This window comes from Alphaproteobacteria bacterium, from assembly GCA_040220875.1.
Classification (GTDB): domain Bacteria; phylum Pseudomonadota; class Alphaproteobacteria; order JAVJVX01; family JAVJVX01; genus JAVJVX01.
The window spans coordinates 667,313-688,943 of record JAVJVX010000005.1 but is presented as its reverse complement, the minus strand read 5'-3'; the positions used below and the strand labels follow the sequence as shown (position 1 = coordinate 688,943).

Genomic DNA, 21,631 nt, shown 5'->3' with positions numbered 1-21,631 from the left:
CCTGGAGAGCCCCCAATCACAACTCCATGAGGCGCTGTTTCATGAGGCGCAGCGCCGGTGCGGTCAGGCGCTTTTCCGCAGTTTGCGCAGGACGAACGAGAGAATCCCGCCATGGCGGAAATAGTCGAGTTCGTCCTCCGTATCGATCCGGCACAGGAGTGCAACCTCCTCCGTCCCGCCGTCCGGCCGGCGCACGATGCATTTCAGCTCCGCGCGCGGTTTCAAATCGCCGATGCCGGAAATGGAAAAAGTCTCTCCGCCGTCCAGCTTTAGGGTTTCGCGCGTCACGCCGTCCTTGAACTGAAGCGGCAGCACGCCCATGCCGACAAGGTTTGATCGGTGGATGCGCTCGAAGCTTTCGACGATCACTGCGCGCACACCCAGAAGCTTGGTTCCTTTCGCGGCCCAGTCGCGGCTGGAGCCGGTGCCGTATTCCTTTCCCGCCACCACGACAAGCGGTGTGCCGGCATCCTGATAGGCCATCGCCGCGTCATAGATGGGCATTTGTGCGCCGTCGGGCATGTGACGGGTGATGCCGCCCGATGTGCCCGGTGCCATCTCGTTGCGCAGGCGGATATTGGCGAAGGTGCCACGCATCATCACTTCGTGATTGCCGCGCCGCGATCCGTAGGAGTTGAAATCGTGCGGCGCCACGCCGTGATCGGTCAGATAGGCGCCGGCCGGACTGTCCGCCTTGATTGCGCCGGCGGGCGAGATGTGATCCGTGGTCACACTGTCGCCAAGAATGGCGAGCGGGCGGGCGTCCACGATGTCTTCGGGGCTGTCGGGGTCGATCGACATGCTCTCGAAATAGGGCGGCTGCTGCACATAAGTGCTGTTCGCATCCCAGTCGTAATTCTTGGCATTTGTGGTTTCAATGCCGCGCCACACTTCATCGCCGGTGAACACATTGGCGTAGCGGGTTTCGTACATATCGCGGGACAGCGCCGCCTGGACCGTTTCGTGAATTTCGTGATTGCTTGGCCAAATGTCCTTGAGGTAGACGGGCTTGCCATCGGCGCCCTCTCCCAGGGGATCGTTCTGCAGATCGACATGCATGGAGCCGGCCAGCGCGTAAGCCACCACGAGGGGCGGCGAAGCCAGATAATTGGCGCGAACATGCGGGCTGATCCGGCCTTCAAAATTCCGGTTGCCCGACAGCACTGAGCAGACGACGAGGTCGCCGCTTTCGATGGCCGCCTCGACCGGTGGCGCGAGCGGACCCGAATTGCCGATACAGGTGGTGCAGCCGTACCCGACGAGATTGAAGCCGAGCTTGTCGAGATCGTCCTGGAGTCCGGCCTTCTCGAGATAATCCGTAACCACCTGCGAGCCGGGCGCCAGCGAGGTCTTGACCCAGGGTTTCACCTTGAGCCCCTTTGCCGCCGCCTTCCGGGCGACCAGCCCCGCGCCCACCATGACCGAGGGGTTCGAGGTGTTGGTGCAGCTCGTGATCGCGGCGATGACAATATCGCCATTGCCGATCTCATAGCCGCCGCCCTCCACGGCGACGCGGGTCGCGGCCTTCTTTTTGTCGCCGCCCACAGCGTCATCAAGCGTCCTGGCGAAGCCTTCGGCGGCGGCTGAGAGCCGCACCCGGTCCTGCGGGCGTTTCGGCCCGGCCAGCGAAGGCTCCACCGTCGCGAGATCGAGTTCCAGCGTGTCGGTATAGACCGGCTCCGGCGCGTCATCCGTGCGCCACATCTCCTGCGCGCGCGCATAGGCTTCGACCAGCGCCACGCGGGCTTCGTCCCGGCCGGTAAAGGCGAGATAATCGGTGGTCTTGCCGTCGATCGGGAAAAGGCCGCAAGTGGCGCCGTATTCGGGCGCCATGTTGGCGATGGTCGCGCGGTCTGCCAGCGGCAACTCGCCGACGCCGGGGCCGAAAAATTCCACGAATTTTCCGACGACACCTTTCTTGCGCAGCATTTCGGTGACCGTCAGTACCAGATCGGTCGCCGTCGCGCCTTCCGAAAGCTGTCCGGTAAGGCGCAGGCCAACAACTTCGGGGATCAGCATGGAGACCGGCTGTCCCAGCATCGCGGCTTCGGCCTCGATGCCGCCCACGCCCCAGCCGAGCACCGCAAGCCCGTTGATCATGGTCGTGTGGCTGTCGGTGCCGACCAGTGTATCGGGATAGGCGACGGTCTCGCCGTCGATTTCGGATGTCCAGACGACCTGGGCCAGGTTCTCCAGATTGACCTGGTGGCAGATACCGGTGCCTGGCGGTACCACGCGAAAATTGCGAAAGGCGTTCTGCCCCCACTTCAGAAATGTGTAGCGCTCGCGGTTGCGCTCGAACTCGACCTCGACGTTCTTGCGAAACGCGTCCGCCGTACCGAAGTAATCCACCATCACGGAATGATCGATCACCAGATCGACCTGCGAGAGCGGGTTGATCTTTTCGGGGTCGCCGCCCAAGGTCTGCATGGCGTCGCGCATCGTGGCCAGGTCCACGACCGCCGGCACGCCGGTGAAATCCTGCATCAGGACACGGGCCGGGCGATAGGCGATCTCGCGGTCGGACTTTCGTTCCTTCAGCCAGTCGGCCACGGCCCGGATGTCATCCGCCGTCACCGTCCGCCCGTCCTCGTGGCGCAAGAGATTTTCCAGCAATACTTTCAGTGAGAACGGCAGGCGGGAAATATCGCCAAGGCCGTTTTCGGCCGCCTTGGCCAGGCTGAAATAGGTCACTGTCTGGCTACCGGCCGTCAGGGTCTGGCGGGCACCGAAGCTGTTGGGGTGGGACACGGAAAGCCTTTCTCGATCAGGGTTGGGCGGCGGCGGTGGACGGGGGCGGCCGAGGGGTGCGATTTACCATCCCGGGGCGTTTTTTGCATCCCTGGAATCGCCCGCGCCAAATGCCCCGGACGGGCCTCTCTTGACAGTTGCCGAAAAATCACAGTTTGGCCACATTCCCGGCGCATTTCGGCCCCGTTGACCAGCCACAGTCCCACCATTCCTACCCCCCTAGGACCCCGACCCTCTTCGGAGAGGTCGGGCCCAGCCTTCCCCCAAAGGCTGGAGACAAGACTGAAGGCCGGCCCTTTCGGGCCGGCCTTTTTTTCTCCGCCCCCCCCCCCCCCCGGGGGGCGCCCGTCCGCTCTCCGGGGCGCCGCGGGCGAAATGACGCGTGCCGGCCAGCTCTGCTCCTGTGCTAGGGTCCGCCGCCCTGGCAGAAGACTGAGCGGCGCGAGATGGTATCGATCGAGACGACGAGAGGAGCGGGGGGCGAGCTGGGCGCGCGCGGGCTGGCCGCAATCCGGGGTGAACGGCTCGTCTTTCAGGATCTCTCCTTCCGGTCCGCGCCCGGCGATCTGCTGGTGGTCACGGGCCCCAACGGCAGTGGCAAGTCCACGCTGCTCCGGCTGCTCGCCGGGCTGCTGGCACCGGCGCGCGGCGAGGTTTCATACGCTGGCCGGGTGGTTCTCGGCACGGGCGCGCGGCCGGATGATGCCTATCGCAGCCGGCTGCATTATCTGGGGCACGATAACGCACTCAAGCCGGCGTTGACCGTGATCGAAAACCTGCGCTTCTGGGCGGGGTTTTATGGCGGGCGGACGGATCGGGCGGCGCTTCTGGACGCGCTCAGACGTTTCGAGGTGGACCGCCTCGCCGATCTGCCGGTGCGGGTGCTGTCCGCCGGCCAGCGCCGGCGCGTGGCGCTCTCCCGCCTGACGGCGGTCCGCCGGTCCCTTTGGATCCTGGACGAGCCCGATGCCGCGCTCGACAGCTACGCGGGCGACCTGCTGGCCGCCGTCATCGCCTCCCATCGCGCTTCGGGCGGGCTCGTGGTGGCCGCGACCCATGGTTCGCTGGCCATGGGCGCACAGCGCGAACTGCGCCTCAGTGCCGCCGGACCGCGCGCTCCGGACAGTCCCCCCGCCTGGATCGAGCATTCGAAGGCGCCCGTTTCATGACCGGATTTCTCGTCCTTCTCCGGCGCGATCTGACGCTGGCGCTCGGCCGGGGCGGCGATACGCTCACGGTTCTCTTTTTCTTCATGCTGACGGTCTCGCTCTTCCCCTTCGGTGTCGGGCCTGGCGACCAGTTGCTCGCCCGGGTCGCATCGGGGATCATCTGGGTGATCGCGCTGCTGGCCGCGTTGCTCGGGATCGAACGTCTTTTTCAGGCGGATGCCGATGACGGCAGCCTCGACCTGCTGGCCCTGGGTCAGGCGCCGTTCGAAATGGTGGTGCTGGCCCGGGTATTGGCTCATTGGCTGGTCACGGGCCTGCCCATCGTGGCGCTCTCTCCGATCCTCGGCTCCATGCTGGCCCTGCCGGCATCGTCGCTCTGGCCGCTTGCGGCGGCGATGGCGCTGGGAACGCCCTGTCTCAGCCTGCTGGGCGCCGTGGGGGCGGCGCTGATTGTGGGCGCGCGCAAGGGCGGGGTCCTGCTGGGGCTGATCGTGCTTCCGTTCTTCGTGCCGGTACTGATTTTCGGCGTGGCGGCGGTCGAGGCCCCGATGGCGGGCCAGGAGACGGGGCCCTTTCTGCTGATTCTGGGCGCCTTTTTGCTCGCCGCGCTGGCACTTTGCCCCTGGGCGGCGGCGGCGGCGCTTCGCCAGTCATTGCAGTAGCGCGAGGAGACATTATGCTTGCCGGACCTGACAGGGACACCGTCTGACGTGATCCACTACCTCGCCAATCCCGCGCGGTTCGCCCGCCTCGCCAATCGGATCCTGCCGTGGAGCTGGGCGGTGGCGCTGGTGCTTGTGGCCTGGGGCGTCTATCTCGGCCTCTGGGCCTCGCCGGCGGATTACCAGCAGGGCGAGACGGTCAGGATCATGTATGTCCACGTCCCGGCGGCCTGGGTCGCGATGCTTTCCTACACCGTTCTCGCCGGCGCCGGCGCCGCCGGGCTCGTCTGGCGCCATCCGCTCGCGTTTCTCGCCGCCCGCGCGGCCGCCCCCATCGGTGCGTGCTTTACCTTCCTCGCGCTGGCGACCGGCTCCCTCTGGGGACAGCCCACCTGGGGGACATGGTGGGTGTGGGACGCCCGGCTCACCTCTGTGCTGGTGCTGTTCTTCCTCTATGTCGGCCACATGGCGCTGGCCAACGCCTTCGAGGACATCAACCGTGGCGACCGGGCGGCAGCGATCCTGGCACTGGTGGGTGTGGTGAACCTGCCCATCATCAAATGGTCGGTCGATTGGTGGAATACGCTGCACCAGCCAGCGTCGGTCATGAAACTCGGCGCGCCCAGCATTCATCCCGATTTGCTAACGCCGCTCCTCATCATGGGGCTCGCCTATGTCGCAATGTTCGTGTCGCTGCTGTTGCTGCGCCTGCGGGGCGAGGTGGCGGCGCGCCGGCTGCGCGTGATGGCGGCCAACCATGCGGCGGGCCAGGATGTCGGCCCGGCGCCCCGGACCGGCGAGGCGCCATGAATGAATTTCTGGAGATGGGCGGGTATGCCGCCTTCGTCTGGCCGGCCTACGGGCTGAGCCTTCTGGTGCTGGTCGGACTCTGGCTGCACTCGCGCCTGCGGCTCGCCCGTATCGAGCGCCGCCTCGCACTTTTCGAATCGCTCTTCGAAGCGGAGCGCGCCGAGGCGGCGGCGGCCGGAGCGGCCGACGACCCCGGCGCGGGAGATGGGCAATGACCCGCCGCGGACGGCGCCTCGTTTTCGTCCTGCTGGCCCTTGCCTGTCTCGGCGGCGCGGCGGCGCTGATCGTCACCGCCTTCGAGGATACGCTGGTCTTTTTCTTCAGTCCGACACAACTGGCGGCGATGGACAGCCTGCCCCAGGACCGGCCCATCCGCGTGGGCGGCCTGGTCGTCGAGAATTCCGTGACCCGTGAGGCGGACGCCGCCGGTCTCGAGGTCGTCACCTTCGCGGTGACCGATACGGCGCATCAGTTCGATGTCCGCTACGCGGGCCACCTGCCCGATCTTTTCCGTGAAGGCCAGGGTGTCGTGGCCGAGGGTCGGTTCGGTCCGGACAATGTCTTCCGGGCCGACCAGGTGCTGGCCAAGCATGATGAGAACTACATGCCGCCCGAAGTGGCCGACGCGCTCAAGGAGGCCGGCGTCTGGCAGGGTGCGCCCGGCGCGGCGCCGCCCGTTGGTGGGGCGCCATGATTGCCGAAATCGGCCATTACGCCCTTGTCCTGGCGTTGTTCCTGTCGCTCGTCCAGGCGTCCTTGCCGCTCTGGGGCGCGGCACGCGACAAGGCCGCCTGGATGGGGCTCGCCGCGCCGGCCGCGATCGGCCAGGCGGTCTTCATCCTGGGCGCCTTCCTGGCGCTGACTTACCTGTATGTCGTGTCCGATTTCACGGTCGCGAATGTCGCCGCCAATTCCCACTCCGCCAAGCCGCTGCTGTACAAGATCAGCGGCGTATGGGGGAACCACGAAGGCTCCATGGTGCTGTGGGTGATGATCCTCGCCTTCTTCGGCGCCGCCGTCGCGCTTTTCGGATCCAACCTGCCGCCCACGCTCAAATCGCGCGTGCTGGCGGTGCAGGGCATGATCGGGGCGGGGTTCCTGCTGTTCATCCTGCTCACCTCCAATCCGTTCCTCCGCCTTCTGCCGCCGCCCGTCGACGGTGGCGGGCTGAACCCGATCCTGCAGGACCCCGGCCTCGCCTTTCACCCGCCGTTTCTTTATCTCGGCTATGTCGGGTTCTCGATGGCGTTTTCCTTCGCCGTGGCGGCGCTCATTGAAGGGCGGGTCGATGCCGCCTGGGCCAGGTGGGTCCGGCCCTGGACGCTGGCTGCCTGGGCGGCGCTCACCCTCGGCATCGCCATGGGCAGCTGGTGGGCCTATTACGAACTGGGCTGGGGTGGCTGGTGGTTCTGGGATCCGGTGGAGAATGCTTCCCTCATGCCGTGGCTGGCGGGGACGGCGCTGCTTCATTCCGCGATCGTCGTCGAGAAACGCGACGCGCTGAAATCATGGACGATTTTCCTCGCCATCCTCACTTTCGGCCTCAGTCTGCTGGGGACGTTCCTCGTGCGCTCTGGCGTGCTGACCTCGGTACACAGCTTCGCCAACGACCCCGAGCGGGGCGTCTTCATCCTGTTGCTGATGATCCTGTCCATCGGCGGCGCACTCACGCTTTACGCGCTGCGCGCCCCAGGCCTGAAAGGTGGCGGGCTGTTTGCACCCATCTCGCGCGAAGGTGCGCTGGTGCTGAACAACCTCCTTTTGACGACAGCGGTGGCGACGGTGCTGATCGGCACACTCTATCCGCTTATCCTCGATGTCCTCGGTGGCGGCAAGGTCTCGGTCGGGCCGCCGTTCTTCAACTTCACCTTCGTGCCGATCGTGGCACCGATGGTTCTGGCGATGGCGATCGGCCCGTCGCTGGCCTGGAAGCGTGGCGATATCGCCGCCCTCTCGGGCCGTCTCTGGGTGGCGCTGGCGGGAGCGGTCCTGCTCGGGCTCGTGGCCTGGTATGTCTTTCAGCCGGGCCCGGTCCTGGCCGTGGTCGCCTTCGCGCTTGCCGCCTGGCTCACCGTCGGCACGCTGCTGGAGTTTGCCGAACGCATAAAGCTCACAAGCGGTCCGCCCGCGGCCGTCCTTCGGCGCATGCGCACAACACCGCGCGCGCTTCACGGCATGACGCTGGCCCATCTCGGCCTGGCGGTAGCGATCATCGGCATGACCGGCACTGCCTGGCAGAAGGAAGTGGTTACCAGCCTCGCCATCGGCGGTGAAGTGGCGCTACGGGATTACACGTTCCGCCTCGAATCCGTCGGCACCGTCCAGGGACCCAATTACGAGGCAGAGCGCGCGACGCTTCGCCTGATGGCGGACGGCCGGCTCATCGCCGTCATGCAGCCGGAAAACCGGTTCTTCAGAGTTAGCGACATGCAGACGACGGAGGCGGCGATCCGCACCACGGGCATGGCCGATATCTATGCGGTGATGGGTGACGAGGCGGAGACGGAAGAGGGCGCGCCCCGGCGTTGGGCCTTTCGTTTCTATCACAACCCGCTCATCCCATGGATCTGGGCGGGGGCGCTGCTGATGGTGTTTGGCGGGCTGGTTTCGCTGAGCGACCGGCGGTATCGCATCGGCGCGCCGCGCCGCGCCCCCGCCGCCGCCGCCGCCCAGCCCAGCGCGGTCGCTGGCGAATGAGGCTCCGGTATTTTCTTCCGGTCATCGCCCTTCTGGTGCTGTCCGTGTTTTTCTTCATGGGGCTCGGGCGCGATCCCTCGGTCGTGCCCTCGCCCCTGATCGACAAGCCGGTCCCCGTCTTTTCCCTGCCGGCCCTGGCCGGGCGGGAAAAAGACGTCGAAACGGACGGCCTCGCCTCGAGCGATCTTCGGGGCGAGGTATCGGTCGTCAACGTGTTCGCCTCCTGGTGTGCCCCCTGCCGGGTCGAGCATCCGGTGCTGACCCGGCTCGCGACCGAATTTGGCGTTTCGCTTCACGGCATCAACTACAAGAACGATCCTGACGAGGCGCGCGCCTGGCTGGCGCGGCTGGGCGACCCGTTTCGCCGGATCGGCGCCGACCGCGATGGACGGGCGGCGATCGAACTGGGCGTCTACGGCGTGCCCGAAACCTTCGTCATCGATCGCGACGGGCGGATCCGCTACCGCCATGTGGGCCCCCTCACGCCCCATGATCTCGAAAACGTGGTCGTCCCCCTGATTCGCGAGGTGGCGCAATGAATATTCCGGTTGCGATGGGCCGACGCCTCGCCCGCCTCATGACAGCGGCGGCGCTCTGCGTGTGCCTGGCCGGCCTCCTGGTGCCGGGCGCGGGGGCCGTACAGCCGGACGAGATTCTGGATGATCCGGTGCTGGAATCCCGGGCCCGGCAAATCGGCAAGGGGCTGCGCTGTCTCGTCTGTCAGAACCAGTCAATCGACGATTCCGACGCGCCGCTCGCGGCCGACCTGCGCAAGCTGGTGCGCGAGCGTCTCGAAGCCGGGGACAGCAACGCGGAAGCGGTCGACTTCGTTGTCGACCGCTACGGCGAATTCGTGCTTCTCAAACCGCCCTTTTCCGTCAAGACCTACGGGCTCTGGTTCGGGCCGTTTCTGGTGCTGGCGGCGGGTGTTGTCGCGCTCTGGCTCTGGCGTCGCCAGCGCCGCCGCGCGGCGTCTGACGCGTCCCAGGCCGTCGCGCCGCTGAGCGCGGAAGAGGAGGCGCGTCTGCGGAGACTGATCCAGGACGATGCGCCGGGCCCAAATGGGGAGGCGCGCGGCGGATGATCTGGTTCATCTTCGGCCTCATGACGCTGGTCGCGGTGGCGGCCCTCCTTTACGGCATGCGCCGGGCCGAGCGGTCGGCCGCTCAGGGCCGCGGCGCTTATGAAAACGAGATTTATCGCGCCCAGCTCCGGGAGATCGCGCGCGATCACCGCGAGGGCCTCCTCGATGACGAGGGGCTCGCTGCCGCCAAGGCGGAAATCGCGCGCAAGCTCTTCATCCTTGCGGACGAGGAGCCGGACGGCGACACGGCCACGCGTCGCCTGTCGCGTCGCTCGGACTCTCTCACCGCCGCCGGCCTGATCCTGGCCCTGCCCGCGCTGGCGGTGGCGACATATCTCGCGCTTGGCCGGCCCGATCTGCCCGGCCTTCCCTACAAGGCCGGGCTTGAACAGGCGGAGGACCGCCGGGCCGAGCTTGAGACCATCCGCATCGAACTCGAAAAGCGGCTCGCCGAAAGCCCGAAGGAGATCGAATCGCTCATCCTTCTGGGCCGGGTGCTCGCCATGCTTGACCGGCCCGGTGAGGCGATCGAGGCGCTGGCCCGCGCCTACAGCCTCGCGCCCGAAGATGCGGCGGTCGCGATGATTTATGGCGAGATGCTGGTGCAACGATCGGGCGGGCGGGTGACCGCGCGCGCACAGGCGGTTTTTTCGCGTCTGGCGGAGGACGTGCCGGATCATCCGGGGGCCGGCTTCTTTCTGGGCCTCGCCGACGCGCAGGAAGGCGACTCTGCCGCCGCCGCGCAGCGCTGGGCGGGGTTGCTGCAGACCCTTCCGGAAGACTCGCCCTGGGAAACCTTCATCCGGCGCCATCTGCGCGATCTGGCGAGCAGTCTCGGCCTCGATCCCGAGGCCATGCGGTCGACCGCGCCGGGCGCGGCGAAGACGGGCGAGGATGCGGGGTCGGATCAGTAACCGGTGAGGTCCCGGACCCGCTGGCGCAGACGGCGGGCGATGTCGTCGAAGGCGTGCGGATCAAACCTGGCCAGCACCTCTCCGCCGTCGAGGCCGACAAGACGCCCTACCGGACAGAGGCGCCGGATCGAATTGGTCAGGCACAGCCCGTCCGCAGCGGTGATATCCGCGAGCGTCATCGGGCGCTCCCTGACCGGACAGTCCTGGGCCAGAAGTTCGATCAGGCAGCGGCGCATCACACCGTCGATACCGGTCGCCTCGATGGGCGGTGTTTCGATCGCGCCGCCGCGCCGGATGAAAATATTGGCGAAGGTCGTCTCCACGACCCGGTCATGCGCGTCGCGCATCAATCCGTCAAATACGGTGGCATCCGTCCATTCCCGCCGGGCAAGCAACTGGTCCTGCCGGCCCAGGGTCTTGATGCCCGCGAGAGCCGGCTGCGCCGAAAGCCGGGTCGCGCACAAGGTCAGGGTGACCGGCGCCGGCGCCTCTTCGGGCAGCAGGCCGCGAATGACGATGCGCCGCGGGGCGGGAGTCTGTGGCGGCGCATAGCCGCGCCCGCCGCTGCCGCGGGTGACGATAATTTTGAGTACGCCCGATGTCCCATCCCGGAACAACCGGCGCGCATCGTGCACCAGGGCCTCGGCCGGCGGGGGAGTAAAACCGAGAGCGCGGCAGCTTTTTTCGAGCCGGGCCAGATGGGCGTGCCAGAGTTCGGCGAGCCCATCGGTGATGCGAATCGTCTCGAACACGCCGTCGCCATAGGTAAAGCCCCGATCGGTGACGGGCAGGCCGGGCCGCACCTCGCCGTCGATGAGGAAATCCGGGGTCATGTGCGCCCGCCATCGGGCTTCCCGCCGGCGACTGCCAGCGCGTGCACCAGCCCCTTGGCCTTGGCGCGGGTCTCGGATATTTCGCGCGACGGAATCGAATCCGCGACGATGCCGCCGCCGGCGCGAAAGGTGACCGTCTGGCCGTCGCGCACAAGCGTGCGGATCAGAATGTTAAGATCCATATCGCCCGAGTGATCGAGATAGCCGAGCGCGCCCGTGTAGAATCCCCGGCCTGTCGCTTCCAGTTCGGCGATGATTTCCATGCAGCGGATCTTGGGGCAGCCGGTGATGGTGCCGCCGGGAAAGACGGCGGCGATTATCTCGCCCGGTGTGACGTGATCGCGCAACTCTCCGGTGACGTTGGACACGATGTGATGCACATGGGCATAGGTTTCGAGGGTCATGTAATCGCTGACCCGGACTGTACCGGGGCGGGCAACACGCGAGAGATCGTTGCGTTCGAGATCGACCAGCATGATGTGTTCGGCCCGTTCCTTCGGATGCGCGATCAACTCATCGCGCAGCTTTGCGTCATCGCTGACCGTCCGGCCGCGCGGCCGGGTGCCGGCGATGGGCCGCGTCTCGACCCGCCGGCCGCGTACGCTGACGAGGCGCTCGGGCGACGAGCTGATGACCGCCACGTCGCCCCAGCTCGCGAGGCCGGCGAACGGGGCGGGGTTGGCGGCGCGCAAATGGTCGTAGAGGGTCGCATGATCGAGACCGGGGGCGAGCCGGGCCAGCCATGGGCGCGAGATATTGGCCTGAAAAATATCGCCGGCCCGGATGTAATCGACAGCGGCCGAAATCCGCGCCAGATGATGCGCCTCCTCCTCCTCCACGGTCGGGCCGGCCGGACCGGCCACCTGAGGGCCGACCGGCGCGCCCGACAGGCGTCCGATATCCTCTTCCATGAGGTCGAGCAGACCGGCCTGCCCGGCCTCGGCGACGAGGATCACCTCATCCGCGGCGCGGTCGCGGATCACCGCCGCCGGCATGCGCGTCGCCAGCGCGACGAGCCGGCCCATCCCGCCGAGCCGGGGGGCGGGCGGCAGACGGAGCACCGGCTCGATCTCCCCCGCCAACTCGTAGCCGAGCGCGAGAAACCAGCCGCCCGCAAATGGCAGGCGGCCGGCCTCGCCGGTCGGCGGCGGCGTTCCTTCCGCCGCATGCCAGGCATCCAGCCCGTCGAGAAACGCCCCGCTCCGGGGGCCGCCAGGAGGGAGGCCAGGAAGGACATAGGGGCCGTCCGTCAGGCTGAGCCCGTCCGCGCGCCGGATCAGGCTCTGGCCCGGGAAGGCGAAGAGGATATCGAACCGGCTGGTGCCGGAAGCGTCGAGGCTTTGCGCCGCGCTTTCGAGAAGATGCGGGTAGCGAGCGGGATCGTGGCGATGGAGCGCCAGCAGGTCCGGCAGGGCGCGGGCGAGCCGGCGCGTTCGGGCGGGATCGTGGCGGATGGTCACGGTCGTGGGGCGCGGGCCGGGGTGACGGGTTTCGGGAGATGGCCGGCGGGTCGGGGTGGTGGAGCCGAGGGGAATCGAACCCCTGACCTTCTCATTGCGAACGAGACGCTCTCCCATCTGAGCTACGGCCCCGATCCCGCCAGCGGAACCGGCCCGGCTGGGCCCGATCCGAGGGGCCGGATAATGTGCGGGGGTGTAGGTGCAGTCAAGTGGGTGACGCGGGCGTTGCGCTCGAGGGGCGCTTGCCGGTAACCTCCGCCAAGCAGAGGCAACGGGGGTTTTCCGATGCAATCGGTTCTCTGGCTGGTGGACACGGTCATCAGCCTCTACATCTTCCTCTTGATCGTTTGGGTCGTGCTCAGCTGGCTGGTGGCGTTCGACGTGGTCAACACGCGCAACCGCTTCGTCTATCTGGTGAACGATTTCCTGTTCCGCATCACCGAGCCTGTCCTGGCCCCGATCCGGCGCGTTATGCCCAATCTGGGCGGGCTCGATATCTCACCGGTGATCCTGATTCTGGCGCTGTATTTCATCCGGAATCTTCTGTTCGAGTATTTCGGCCCCGGCCTGCGCTACTAGCCCGACGGGACCCGGCCGGCCGGCCCCGGCGGCCAAGCCCAACAGCCTGAAAGAAAAAGATTTCCTCTGTCCCGCCGGCGCGAGGCGCAGCGCCGCCGCCGCGTATGCTGTCACAATTGGTTCTTATTCGTGACTAATAAGTTTAACATATTGGTGATTATTTTATAACAGAGCCTAATTAAAGTCCTTCTCGGCAGCGGCGATAAGGTCGTCTGCCAGCGTAGTTTGGAAGGACTGACATGACCGAAGATATGATCCGCCGCCGCCGGCACGAAAACTGGTCCCAATTGGGGCTGGCCCTGGCCCTCGCGTTCTATGCGGCGCTGTTGCTGCAAGCGACTTTCGCCAATACCGGGGCGTTCTAGATCGCTCCGACAGATACGGGAAAACCGCCCGGAGCGCTCTCCCCCTCCCCCCCCTGCTCCGGGTGACGGACCCCCACAGGCACCCCCTTTTCAAGGCCTGTGGGGGTTTTTGTTTGCCCGCGGGTGCGCTGGCCGCCTGTCTTAAAGCCCTGATACAGGAAGGCCTGATCGACAGCCGTGGTCAGGGGTTTCGCTCTGATTTCTGACCAGAGAACCTCGAAAGGTTTTGTTAACCTCTGATAGATTTGAGCAATCTCAGCCGTAATGAATTGAGATTGATAAAACCCGCTGCATCAGCCTGATCATAAACGGAATCTTCCTCGAAGGTGGCGTAGGCCGCGCTATAGAGGCTGTGCGGCGATTCCCGTCCCACCACCTTGGCCGATCCCTTGTACAGCTTGAGGCGAACCCGGCCCGCGACATGGCTCTGGCTTTCGTCGATCAGCTTCTGCAGCATCTCGCGCTCGGGCGAGAACCAGAAGCCGTTATAGACGAGCTCGGCATAGCGCGGCATCACCTCGTCCTTGAGATGGGCGGCCCCGCGGTCGAGGGTCAGGCTCTCGATGCCGCGATGGGCGGCCAGCAGGACCGTCCCGCCCGGGGTTTCGTAGACACCGCGCGATTTCATCCCGACAAAACGGTTCTCCACAATATCCTCGCGCCCGATCCCGTTGGCGCCGGCAAGCTCGTTGAGCCGCGCCAGCAGACTGGCCGGGCTGAGCGCCTCGCCATCGACCGAGACAGGGTCGCCCGCCTCGAAGCCGATCTCGACATAGGTGGGCTTGTCGGGCGCGTTTTCCGGCGCGACGGAGCGGGTGAACATGTCCTCGTCGGGTTCTGTCCACGGGTCTTCCAGGGCTTTGCCCTCATAGCTGATGTGCAAAAGGTTGGCGTCGGTCGAATAGGGCGGCTCGCCCCGCTTGTCGCGCGGCACCGGGATCTGATGGGCTTCGGCGTAATCGATCAGACGCGTCCGCGAAGTCAGATCCCACTCGCGCCACGGCGCGATCACCCGGATGCCGGGGTTCAGCGCGTAATAGGCAAGCTCGAACCGGACCTGGTCGTTGCCCTTGCCGGTGGCCCCATGGGCCACGGCGTCGGCGCCGGTCTCCCGGGCAATCTCGATCTGGCGTTTGCTGATCAGCGGCCGGGCGATGGAGGTGCCGAGCAGATAGACGCCCTCGTAAAGTGCGTTGGCACGAAACATCGGAAAGACGTAGTCACGGACGAATTCTTCCTTGAGATCTTCGACATATATCTCGCTCGCCCCCATCTGCTCCGCCCGTTCGCGGGCCGGGCCCAGCTCCTCGCCCTGGCCGAGATCGGCGGTGAACGTCACCACCTCGCAGCCGTATTGTTCCTGCAGCCAGCGCAGGATGACCGAGGTATCGAGGCCGCCCGAATAGGCGAGCACAACTTTTTTCACGTCTTGGGCCATGGTTCCAAATCCGGTCGGAAACTCGGGACCCGGCGGCGAGGCGTCGGCAGCGCGTGCAGGCCGGGGGTGAGATCGGCCGGCAGTATAGGGGCTTGGCTCGGCCGGGCAAGAGACCCGGCCGCGCTCGCGGCCCCGGCGCCCCCGGCGGCAGCGCGGGAGCGTATTGCACGGCTTGCAAACCGGGCGCGGCAAGCTATTTTGTCGTCCCCGGCCGACCGGGCCGGCCAACCGGCATGAACGGCTCCGGTCCCGTTCGTCCGATCCCCCGTGCCACTCCTGCCAAGAGTTGCGATCCCACACGAATTTCGAGAGGTGCCATGCCCGGCCTGTTCGACCCGCTCTCCCTGCGCGACGTCACGTTTCCCAACCGGATCGGCCTGTCGCCCATGTGCCAGTACAGCGCGCGCGACGGCTTTATCGGCGATTGGCATCTGATGCATCTGGGCGCCCGCGCCCAGGGCGGGGCCGGGCTCATCATCGTTGAGGCCACGGCGGTCCGGCCCGAGGGCCGCATCACCTACGCCGATACGGGCATCTGGTCAGACGACCATATTCCGCAATGGCGCCGGGTGGCCGAGATGATCAGATCCTTCGGCGCCGTCCCCGCGATTCAGCTTGCCCATGCGGGGGTCAAGGCCAGTTCGAGCCGCCCCTGGGCCGACGGCCGGCCCAAAGGCGATGCGGCCGGTTATTCGCTGCCCGATGATGACGCCGAGGGCTGGCCCACCGTGGCAGCGAGCGCGCTTGCCTTTGGCGAAATCACCAAGTTGCCGCGGGCGGTGACGCCGGACGAGATCGCCGACATCACCAGCGCCTTCGGCCAGGCGGCGCGGCGCGCGCGCGAGGCGGGCTTCGATGTGATCGAGATTCACGGCGCCCACGGCTACCTGCTGCACGGTTTCTATTCGCCCCTGACCAACAGGCGCCGGGACGCCTATGGCGGCAGTTTCGAAAACCGCACCCGGATCCTGCGTGAGACCGTCAGTGCGATTCGCGGGGAATGGCCCGAGGGCAAGCCGCTTTTCCTGCGGCTCTCGACCGCTGACGGGTTTGCCGAAGGCTGGCAGGTCGCGGACTCGGCGCGGGTCGCGCGCGACCTCAGGCCGCTTGGCCTCGATCTCGTGGATTGCAGTTCGGGCGGCGCGGCGCCGGGCGGCAGCCTCGTCTATGCTCCCGGCTTTCAGGTGCCGCTGGCGGCGGAGGTGCGGCGCACGGGCGATATCGCGACCGCCGCCGTCGGGGCGATCAGCGATGCGCGCATGGCCGATGCGATCGTCGCCGAGGCCAAGGCGGATCTGGTGCTGTTCGGCCGCAAGCTGCTCGAGGACCCGTACTGGCCCCGGCGTGCGGCGGTCGAGCTGGGTCGGGAGGCCGGCCTGCCGGCCCGACCGATCCAGTACGACTGGTGGCTTTAGGCGGGGGTCTGGCTCTCCCGGACCAGACGGCTTTTCGACGGGCGCTCGGACGCGCTCTTGAGCTGGCCGCAGGCGGCAAGGATATCGCGCCCGCGCGGCGTGCGCACGGGCGAGGCATAGCCCGCCTTCATCACGATGCCGGCGAAACGCTCGATCGTCTCGTCATCCGCGCATTCATAAGGCGCGCCCGGCCAGGGATTGAAGGGAATGAGATTGACCTTGGCCGGAATTCCCTCGATCAGCTTGAGCAGCCGGCGCGCATCCTCGGCGCTGTCATTCACGTCCTTCAACATCACATATTCGAAGGTGATGCGGTTGGAGTTGCGCGCGCGCGGATACTCGCGGCAGGCTTTCAGCAGGGCGGCGATCGGATATTTCCGGTTGAGCGGCACGATCTCGTCGCGCAGCGCGTCCGTCGTCGCATGGAGCGAGACGGCGAGGTTGACGCCGAGCCGCCTGCCGCAGGTCTCCATCATCGGCACCACCCCTGCCGTCGACAGGGTGATGCGCCGCTTGCTGATCTGGATGCCTTCGTTATCGGTGACGATGTCGAGCGCCCGGGCGACGTTGTCGAAATTGTAGAGAGGCTCACCCATACCCATCAGCACGATATTGCTGATCCAGCGCTCGGGCGCGTCGGGGGGCTTCGCGCCGGGCCGGGCGGTCGGCCACTCGCCAATTCGATCGCGGGCCACGAGGACCTGCGCCGTGATCTCGCCCGCGGTCAGGTTGCGCACCAGCCGCTGGGTGCCGGTATGACAGAAGCGGCAGGTCAGCGTGCAGCCCACCTGGGAGGAGACGCACAGCGTGCCGCGGTCCTCTTCGGGGATGAACACGGTCTCGACCAGATTGCCATCGGCAAGCCGCAGAAGCCATTTACGGGTGCCGTCATGGCTGATTTGTTCGCTCGCGATTTCGGGCCGGGTAATATCGGCGTGCTCGCCAAGGCGCTGGCGCAGGGGCTTGCCGAGGCTCGTCATGGCGGCGAAATCCGAGACGCCCTGATTGTAGATCCAGTGCCAGAGCTGCTTGGCCCGAAAGGGCGCCTCGCCGAGGCCGGCAAGGAAATCCGCCAGTTCGGCCCGCGAGAGGCCAATCAGGCCGGCGCGCGCGCCGAGCTCGCCGGAGTTTGCGACAGGGGCGGCGGATACGGCGGGGGATGTGGCGGTGGAAGAAGTCATCACGGGCGGCCTTTCGCCCTCCATATAGGCTGCCCGCACCGGTTAGGAAAGGGCGGCCTCGAGGGCGGCCGCCCGTCTCCCGGGCGCGCGGTCGCGGTCGGCCTGCCTAGCCGGTGCCGCAAGCTTCGGAAATCTTGCGATAGGCGGCCGTAAATCCCTTGAGCGAATAAGTGTCGGTGGTCAGGGTCCCCCGGCTGGAGGTGCCCGTGACCACCATATCCGTGCCCCTTATCATCGCCTGGACAAGGGCTTCCTCGTCCGCCTGGCTGGCCAGCCAGGCCTTGTTGTTCTGGGTGAACAGCTTGAAGGCGCGCCCGCCGACGGTGACCTCGACCGTGCTGCCTTCCTCGTAAGTGTAGCCGGCGATGAACGAAACTTCACCCGTGACGCCGCCATTGCGACCGGGCCAATGGGAAACCTGGGCGAAGATATCGCCCCGGCGCGTGTAATTGCCTTCGTCCTCGTAGGGCTCGCTCGCAATGTAGCAGACCCGGCCCGCGCCGTCGTTTCCGCTCACTTCCGCCTCATAGGCGGCCCAGGCGCCGAACATCCCGATAAAGGTGGGCGCCGCTGCCCGCGCGCCCGTCGCCACCAGCCCCGCCAGCAGCGCCATGGCTATTGCGGCGGCGCCAGCGTGGCGAAGTTTCCGAAAACCGGTCCCGAGATTTCTCATCATCCACCTTGTCATCATGGTTCCTGATGTTTCCCCGCTCATGTCTCGCTGCCACCCCGACGGCCCACGGTGCGCAGTACCGGCCGGCCATGCACCGGCGGCGGAAGCGGGCTCATGTTTCCGCCCGCCGCGACGGGCCGCTCGGCGAAACGGCCAAGCGAAAGCTGCCGGTCATACATCACGATCGCGCCAGCGACACCGACGTTAATGCAGAACTTCGTCGGGATTTTGACAACATGGCGGCAGCGCGCCAGCATCGCATCCGACAGATTTCCGCGTTCGGGCCCCAGCACGTAGGCGCACCGGCGCGGATGGCGGAAACTGGGCAGGCTCACCGCGTCCTCTACCAGCTCGACCCCCACCAGTTCGCATCCCGCCGGCAATTCCATGTCGCCAACGCTGTCGAACTCGAAAAGCGGCACGTTGTTGGCGGCGCAGGAGGTGTCCGCGAGGCCGGCTTCGCGGATGGAGAACTGCGGGTCCACCGCGAAGACGAAGCTGGCGCCGAACGCATGAGCGGAGCGGAACAGGTTGCCCGCGTTCATGGGTTTCGAGATCGTCTCGACACCGATGCCGAAATAGCCGCGCATGGGCCAGATATGCCCGGTTCCGGCAGCGATGGCAAGGTGGCGGGCTAGTTGGTCCCCAGCCCCTGGATCATGATCGGGTTCGGGTCATAATCCTCCGGCACGGCGAACAGGGTCGGGTCGTGGTCGACCACCTTGTAGTCACTGAGTTCTTCCGAATAGGCGATCTCGCCCTGAGGATCGGTGAGTGTGCCCTCGCGTTTGAGCACGACATTCTCGTCGTTGATCCACATCGTCCCTTCCTCGGTGCCGCCGTCGGGATAGACGGCCGAGAATTTGCACTTGAGGACGGGCTCGCCGTTCAGCGTCCCTTCGCCGGCAGGTTCCGATTCCATGTATTCTTCGGGATCCTCGGCCAGCTCGATTTCCGAAAATTTCTTGAACTCCGGCAGCAGCATCCATTCCACCTGCTTGTCGTAGCGGTAAATCAGCACTTCCGTCATGCCCGCCGGTTCGTGACGCTCCATCTCGGCCGTGGCATAGGTCACGGCCGATACGCTCACCTCACCCTGGGTGATGGTCTTCTTGGCCTGGTAGGAAACGGTCGGCCGTCCCTTGCCGCAAACGGCCCAGGCCGCGCCGGGGCCGAGAAGGAGGCCCGTCCCGAGCGCCAGGGCGGATGCGAGGCGCAGCGCGCCCAGGGTGCCGGCCTTTCTGGGAAACGCCGTGAGATGGTTTTTGCTCTTACCCATTTCCTGTCTCCGTTTTCGCTTTCTCCGGTTTCTCGTGCCCCTGGCCGGTGGCCGGCGGTTCGTGCCCGTGGCCGCAGGCTACGGACGCCACCAGACCCCTCCTTCATCCCGCGGCACCTTAGCATCCCGACCCGGGCTGACAACGATCAGGACGGGGCCGGGACTGTCAAAGATGTGTGAACCCGGTCCCCGGCACGTCCGAATGCCGTGTTTTCGCGGTGCGCCGCCGTTTTTGTCGTCGCTCAGGCGGAAATCTCGGGGCGGGCGCGGAACTGCTCCAGCGCGTCGGGATTGGCGAGCGCGCTCCGGTTCTTGACCGGCCGGCCATGGACGACATCCCGGATGGCCAGCTCCACGATCTTGCCGCTCCGCGTGCGGGGGATATCGCTCACCTCGGCGATCCGCGCCGGGACATGGCGCGGCGTGGTATTGGCACGGATGCGCTCCCTGATCGTGGCGGCAAGCTCGTCCGTGAGCGAACCCTCCTCGCGCAGACGCACGAACAGCACGACCCGCACGTCACCCTGCCATTCCTGGCCGATGGCGACCGATTCCAGCACTTCCGGAATCTGTTCCACCTGGCGGTAGATTTCGGCCGTTCCGATCCGCACACCGCCAGGGTTGAGCACCGCGTCCGAGCGGCCATAGACGATGAGGCCATCGTGCCGCGTCAGCTCGACATAATCGCCATGGCACCAGACTCCGGGAAACCGCTCGAAATAGGCGGCGCGGTAACGGCTGCCGTCCGGATCGTTCCAGAAGCCAACGGGCATCGAGGGGAAGGGCCGGGTGCAGACCAGTTCCCCCTTCTCGCCCCGGACCGGCCCGCCCGCCTCGTCGAACACGTCCACCGCCATGCCCAGTCCGCGGGCCTGAATCTCTCCGCGCCAGACCGCGCGCGTGGGACAGCCCAGCATAAAACAGGAGACAATATCTGTGCCGCCCGAAATCGAGGCGAGACACACATCCTTCTTGATCAGCCGGTACACGTCGTCGAAGCGCTCCGGCACCAGGGGCGAGCCGGTGGAACAGATCATCCGAAGGGCCGAAAGATCGTGACTGTCCACGGGGGACAGGTTTTCCTTGGCGACCGAATCGAGATACTTGGCGCCGCAGCCGAAAAGCGTGAGCTTCGTCTCGGCTGCGAGGTCGAAGAGGATGTCGGGCTTCGGATGCACTGGTGAGCCGTCGAACAGCACGATGGTGGCGCCGCTCGCCAATGCCGAGACGAGCCAGTTCCACATCATCCAGCCGCAGGTGGTGAAATAGAACACGCGATCGCCCGGCCGGATGTCGCAATGCAGGCGATGCTCCTTGATGTGCTGGAGCAGAACGCCGCCCGTATTGTGCACGATCCCCTTGGGCAGTCCCGTTGTGCCCGACGAGTACAGGACATAGAGCGGGTCGTTGAAGCCGGCGCGATGATAGGCGGTCGCCACCCCCTCGCCCGCCGCCAGCAGGTCATCGAGCATCACCGTGCGTGCCGCGTGCGGGCCGAGGCGGTCCATCGCCGGTTGCGGGTCGAGGAAGGGCACCAGCACGATTTTTTCGAGTCCCGGCAACTGGCCGGCGATCTCGGCGATCCGTTCCATCCGGTCATGTGCCTTGCCGCCGTAGAAATATCCGTCGGCCGCGACGAGGATCCTCGGTCTGATCTGGGCCAGGCGCTCGACCACGCCGCGGGTGCCGAAATCGGACGAGCAGGAGGACCAGATGGCGCCCAGCTTGGTCGCCGCCAGCATGGCGATGACGGTTTCGGGAATGTTGGGCATGTAGGCGGCAATACGGTCGCCGGGCCGGATGCCGTGATCGTGAAACGCCCCCGCCAGGCGATCGGTGGCGGCGACCAGCTCCGCCCAGGAAAGCCGCCGGCGGGTCCCGTCTTCGCCCCAAAAAAGGATGGCGTCCTCCGATCCGCGCGCCCGGGCATGGTGCAACAGGTTCTCGGCGAAATTCAGGCGCAGCCCCGGAAAGAACCGCGCGCCCGGCATGGAGTCCGCATTCTCGATCACGGGATCGGCCGTGCCCTCACAGACGACGTCGCTCTCGTCCAGGATGGCCTGCCAGAAGGTGGCGGGATGATCGACGGAAGCGCGCCAGAGGTCGTGATATTCGCTGAACCGCGTGCCAAGCCGCTTGGCGAAGCCGCGCTGGAAGGCCGCCATCCGGCTGTCCTGTGCTGCGGCCGGATCGGGCACCCAAAGAGGCTTCTCGGCGGACGGCGCGGATGGGTTCGAGGATGTGTCGGGATCGGTCATGCTCGGACGATCTTACACATCGCGCGCAACATTCTGTCAATGTCGCGCCATCTGGCCTTGTGT

At 66.4% G+C, this 21,631-nt stretch carries 21 protein-coding genes and 1 tRNA gene; 12 read left to right on the top strand and 10 right to left on the bottom strand.

What is annotated here, in order from left to right; translation table 11 throughout:
- Positions 1–63: 63 nt before the first annotated feature.
- Complete coding sequence (gene acnA / locus RLQ26_05540; GenBank protein ID MEQ9088187.1) at positions 64–2,751, bottom strand: aconitate hydratase AcnA; 2,688 nt, start codon at positions 2,749–2,751, stop codon at positions 64–66.
- 446 nt (positions 2,752–3,197) lie between these two features.
- On the opposite strand from acnA, the gene ccmA reads away from it, so the two are divergent.
- The 9 genes from ccmA to ccmI are packed head-to-tail and all read left to right on the top strand — an operon-like array spanning position 3,198 to position 10,087.
- Positions 3,198–3,920 carry a heme ABC exporter ATP-binding protein CcmA gene (ccmA, locus tag RLQ26_05535; GenBank protein MEQ9088186.1) on the top strand — a complete coding sequence of 241 codons (723 nt, stop codon included), beginning with the start codon at positions 3,198–3,200 and terminating at the stop codon, positions 3,918–3,920.
- The gene (ccmB, locus tag RLQ26_05530; protein ID MEQ9088185.1) at positions 3,917–4,582 is read left to right on the top strand and encodes a heme exporter protein CcmB; all 666 of its coding nucleotides are present in this window, start codon (positions 3,917–3,919) and stop codon (positions 4,580–4,582) included. The genes ccmA and ccmB overlap by 4 nt, the downstream gene beginning before the upstream one ends.
- Positions 4,583–4,633: 51 nt before the next feature.
- On the top strand, positions 4,634–5,392 hold the full coding sequence (locus RLQ26_05525) for a heme ABC transporter permease (GenBank protein ID MEQ9088184.1): 759 nt from the start codon (positions 4,634–4,636) through the stop codon (positions 5,390–5,392).
- Positions 5,389–5,607 (top strand): heme exporter protein CcmD, encoded by a 219-nt coding sequence (gene ccmD, locus RLQ26_05520; GenBank protein MEQ9088183.1) that lies wholly within the window; start codon positions 5,389–5,391, stop codon positions 5,605–5,607. The genes RLQ26_05525 and ccmD overlap by 4 nt, the downstream gene beginning before the upstream one ends.
- Positions 5,604–6,086, top strand: coding sequence for a cytochrome c maturation protein CcmE (gene ccmE / locus RLQ26_05515; protein ID MEQ9088182.1), 483 nt, complete (start codon positions 5,604–5,606; stop codon positions 6,084–6,086). The genes ccmD and ccmE overlap by 4 nt, the downstream gene beginning before the upstream one ends.
- The gene (locus RLQ26_05510) at positions 6,083–8,089 is read left to right on the top strand and encodes a heme lyase CcmF/NrfE family subunit (GenBank protein MEQ9088181.1); all 2,007 of its coding nucleotides are present in this window, start codon (positions 6,083–6,085) and stop codon (positions 8,087–8,089) included. Before ccmE ends, RLQ26_05510 begins: the two co-directional genes overlap by 4 nt.
- Entirely contained in the window at positions 8,086–8,628 is a 543-nt protein-coding gene (locus RLQ26_05505; protein MEQ9088180.1) for a DsbE family thiol:disulfide interchange protein, read from the top strand. The genes RLQ26_05510 and RLQ26_05505 overlap by 4 nt, the downstream gene beginning before the upstream one ends.
- The gene (locus RLQ26_05500; GenBank protein MEQ9088179.1) at positions 8,625–9,173 is read left to right on the top strand and encodes a cytochrome c-type biogenesis protein; all 549 of its coding nucleotides are present in this window, start codon (positions 8,625–8,627) and stop codon (positions 9,171–9,173) included. Before RLQ26_05505 ends, RLQ26_05500 begins: the two co-directional genes overlap by 4 nt.
- Positions 9,170–10,087 (top strand): c-type cytochrome biogenesis protein CcmI, encoded by a 918-nt coding sequence (gene ccmI, locus RLQ26_05495; GenBank protein ID MEQ9088178.1) that lies wholly within the window; start codon positions 9,170–9,172, stop codon positions 10,085–10,087. The genes RLQ26_05500 and ccmI overlap by 4 nt, the downstream gene beginning before the upstream one ends.
- Here the strand turns inward: ccmI and pabC are convergent.
- From pabC to RLQ26_05480, 3 genes are all read right to left on the bottom strand, one after another.
- Positions 10,081–10,920, bottom strand: coding sequence for an aminodeoxychorismate lyase (gene pabC, locus RLQ26_05490; GenBank protein MEQ9088177.1), 840 nt, complete (start codon positions 10,918–10,920; stop codon positions 10,081–10,083). The genes ccmI and pabC overlap by 7 nt on opposite strands.
- The gene (locus RLQ26_05485; GenBank protein MEQ9088176.1) at positions 10,917–12,380 is read right to left on the bottom strand and encodes an aminodeoxychorismate synthase component I; all 1,464 of its coding nucleotides are present in this window, start codon (positions 12,378–12,380) and stop codon (positions 10,917–10,919) included. The genes pabC and RLQ26_05485 overlap by 4 nt, the downstream gene beginning before the upstream one ends.
- 56 nt (positions 12,381–12,436) lie before the next feature.
- Positions 12,437–12,512, bottom strand: a tRNA-Ala gene (locus RLQ26_05480).
- A gap of 153 nt (positions 12,513–12,665) precedes the next feature.
- Here RLQ26_05480 and RLQ26_05475 point away from each other — a divergent pair.
- Both RLQ26_05475 and RLQ26_05470 read left to right on the top strand, forming a co-directional pair.
- Entirely contained in the window at positions 12,666–12,959 is a 294-nt protein-coding gene (locus tag RLQ26_05475) for a YggT family protein (protein MEQ9088175.1), read from the top strand.
- Positions 12,960–13,198: 239 nt separating this feature from the next.
- On the top strand, positions 13,199–13,324 hold the full coding sequence (locus tag RLQ26_05470; protein MEQ9088174.1) for a hypothetical protein: 126 nt from the start codon (positions 13,199–13,201) through the stop codon (positions 13,322–13,324).
- A 229-nt stretch (positions 13,325–13,553) separates the two neighbouring features.
- Here RLQ26_05470 and RLQ26_05465 read toward each other — a convergent pair whose 3' ends face one another.
- The gene (locus RLQ26_05465) at positions 13,554–14,762 is read right to left on the bottom strand and encodes an argininosuccinate synthase (GenBank protein ID MEQ9088173.1); all 1,209 of its coding nucleotides are present in this window, start codon (positions 14,760–14,762) and stop codon (positions 13,554–13,556) included.
- Positions 14,763–15,079: 317 nt separating this feature from the next.
- Between RLQ26_05465 and RLQ26_05460 the strand changes: the two genes are divergently transcribed.
- The gene (locus RLQ26_05460) at positions 15,080–16,177 is read left to right on the top strand and encodes an NADH:flavin oxidoreductase/NADH oxidase (GenBank protein ID MEQ9088172.1); all 1,098 of its coding nucleotides are present in this window, start codon (positions 15,080–15,082) and stop codon (positions 16,175–16,177) included.
- On the opposite strand, the gene rlmN is transcribed toward RLQ26_05460, so the two are convergent.
- The 5 genes from rlmN to RLQ26_05435 all read right to left on the bottom strand — a co-directional run bounded on the left by rlmN (position 16,174) and on the right by RLQ26_05435 (position 21,568).
- Positions 16,174–17,358: a 23S rRNA (adenine(2503)-C(2))-methyltransferase RlmN gene (rlmN, locus tag RLQ26_05455; protein MEQ9088171.1), complete on the bottom strand. Its 1,185-nt coding sequence runs from the start codon at positions 17,356–17,358 to the stop codon at positions 16,174–16,176. The genes RLQ26_05460 and rlmN overlap by 4 nt on opposite strands.
- Positions 17,359–17,464: 106 nt before the next feature.
- A complete protein-coding gene (locus RLQ26_05450; protein ID MEQ9088170.1) occupies positions 17,465–18,049 on the bottom strand; it encodes an invasion associated locus B family protein in 585 nt (194 codons plus the stop codon).
- Positions 18,050–18,069: 20 nt separating this feature from the next.
- The gene (locus RLQ26_05445) at positions 18,070–18,621 is read right to left on the bottom strand and encodes an RNA methyltransferase (GenBank protein MEQ9088169.1); all 552 of its coding nucleotides are present in this window, start codon (positions 18,619–18,621) and stop codon (positions 18,070–18,072) included.
- Positions 18,622–18,665: 44 nt separating this feature from the next.
- Complete coding sequence (locus RLQ26_05440) at positions 18,666–19,310, bottom strand: hypothetical protein (protein ID MEQ9088168.1); 645 nt, start codon at positions 19,308–19,310, stop codon at positions 18,666–18,668.
- A 242-nt stretch (positions 19,311–19,552) separates the two neighbouring features.
- Positions 19,553–21,568: an acetoacetate--CoA ligase gene (locus tag RLQ26_05435; protein ID MEQ9088167.1), complete on the bottom strand. Its 2,016-nt coding sequence runs from the start codon at positions 21,566–21,568 to the stop codon at positions 19,553–19,555.
- Positions 21,569–21,631: the final 63 nt, after the last annotated feature.

Excerpts from the sequence above, each read along its gene's own strand:
- RLQ26_05445 (MEQ9088169.1), bottom strand. The coding sequence starts at position 18,621 with ATGCGCGGCTATTTCGGCATCGGTGTCGAGACGATCTCGAAACCCATG.
- RLQ26_05470 (MEQ9088174.1), top strand. The coding sequence starts at position 13,199 with ATGACCGAAGATATGATCCGCCGCCGCCGGCACGAAAACTGGTCCCAA.
- pabC (MEQ9088177.1), bottom strand. The coding sequence starts at position 10,920 with ATGACCCCGGATTTCCTCATCGACGGCGAGGTGCGGCCCGGCCTGCCC.
- RLQ26_05465 (MEQ9088173.1), bottom strand. The coding sequence starts at position 14,762 with ATGGCCCAAGACGTGAAAAAAGTTGTGCTCGCCTATTCGGGCGGCCTC.
- RLQ26_05435 (MEQ9088167.1), bottom strand. The coding sequence starts at position 21,568 with ATGACCGATCCCGACACATCCTCGAACCCATCCGCGCCGTCCGCCGAG.
- ccmI (MEQ9088178.1), top strand. The coding sequence starts at position 9,170 with ATGATCTGGTTCATCTTCGGCCTCATGACGCTGGTCGCGGTGGCGGCC.
- RLQ26_05505 (MEQ9088180.1), top strand. The coding sequence starts at position 8,086 with ATGAGGCTCCGGTATTTTCTTCCGGTCATCGCCCTTCTGGTGCTGTCC.
- ccmD (MEQ9088183.1), top strand. The coding sequence starts at position 5,389 with ATGAATGAATTTCTGGAGATGGGCGGGTATGCCGCCTTCGTCTGGCCG.
- RLQ26_05440 (MEQ9088168.1), bottom strand. The coding sequence starts at position 19,310 with ATGGGTAAGAGCAAAAACCATCTCACGGCGTTTCCCAGAAAGGCCGGC.
- rlmN (MEQ9088171.1), bottom strand. The coding sequence starts at position 17,358 with ATGACTTCTTCCACCGCCACATCCCCCGCCGTATCCGCCGCCCCTGTC.
- ccmA (MEQ9088186.1), top strand. The coding sequence starts at position 3,198 with ATGGTATCGATCGAGACGACGAGAGGAGCGGGGGGCGAGCTGGGCGCG.
- ccmE (MEQ9088182.1), top strand. The coding sequence starts at position 5,604 with ATGACCCGCCGCGGACGGCGCCTCGTTTTCGTCCTGCTGGCCCTTGCC.
- RLQ26_05475 (MEQ9088175.1), top strand. The coding sequence starts at position 12,666 with ATGCAATCGGTTCTCTGGCTGGTGGACACGGTCATCAGCCTCTACATC.
- RLQ26_05450 (MEQ9088170.1), bottom strand. The coding sequence starts at position 18,049 with ATGATGACAAGGTGGATGATGAGAAATCTCGGGACCGGTTTTCGGAAA.
- RLQ26_05460 (MEQ9088172.1), top strand. The coding sequence starts at position 15,080 with ATGCCCGGCCTGTTCGACCCGCTCTCCCTGCGCGACGTCACGTTTCCC.
- ccmB (MEQ9088185.1), top strand. The coding sequence starts at position 3,917 with ATGACCGGATTTCTCGTCCTTCTCCGGCGCGATCTGACGCTGGCGCTC.
- RLQ26_05500 (MEQ9088179.1), top strand. The coding sequence starts at position 8,625 with ATGAATATTCCGGTTGCGATGGGCCGACGCCTCGCCCGCCTCATGACA.
- RLQ26_05510 (MEQ9088181.1), top strand. The coding sequence starts at position 6,083 with ATGATTGCCGAAATCGGCCATTACGCCCTTGTCCTGGCGTTGTTCCTG.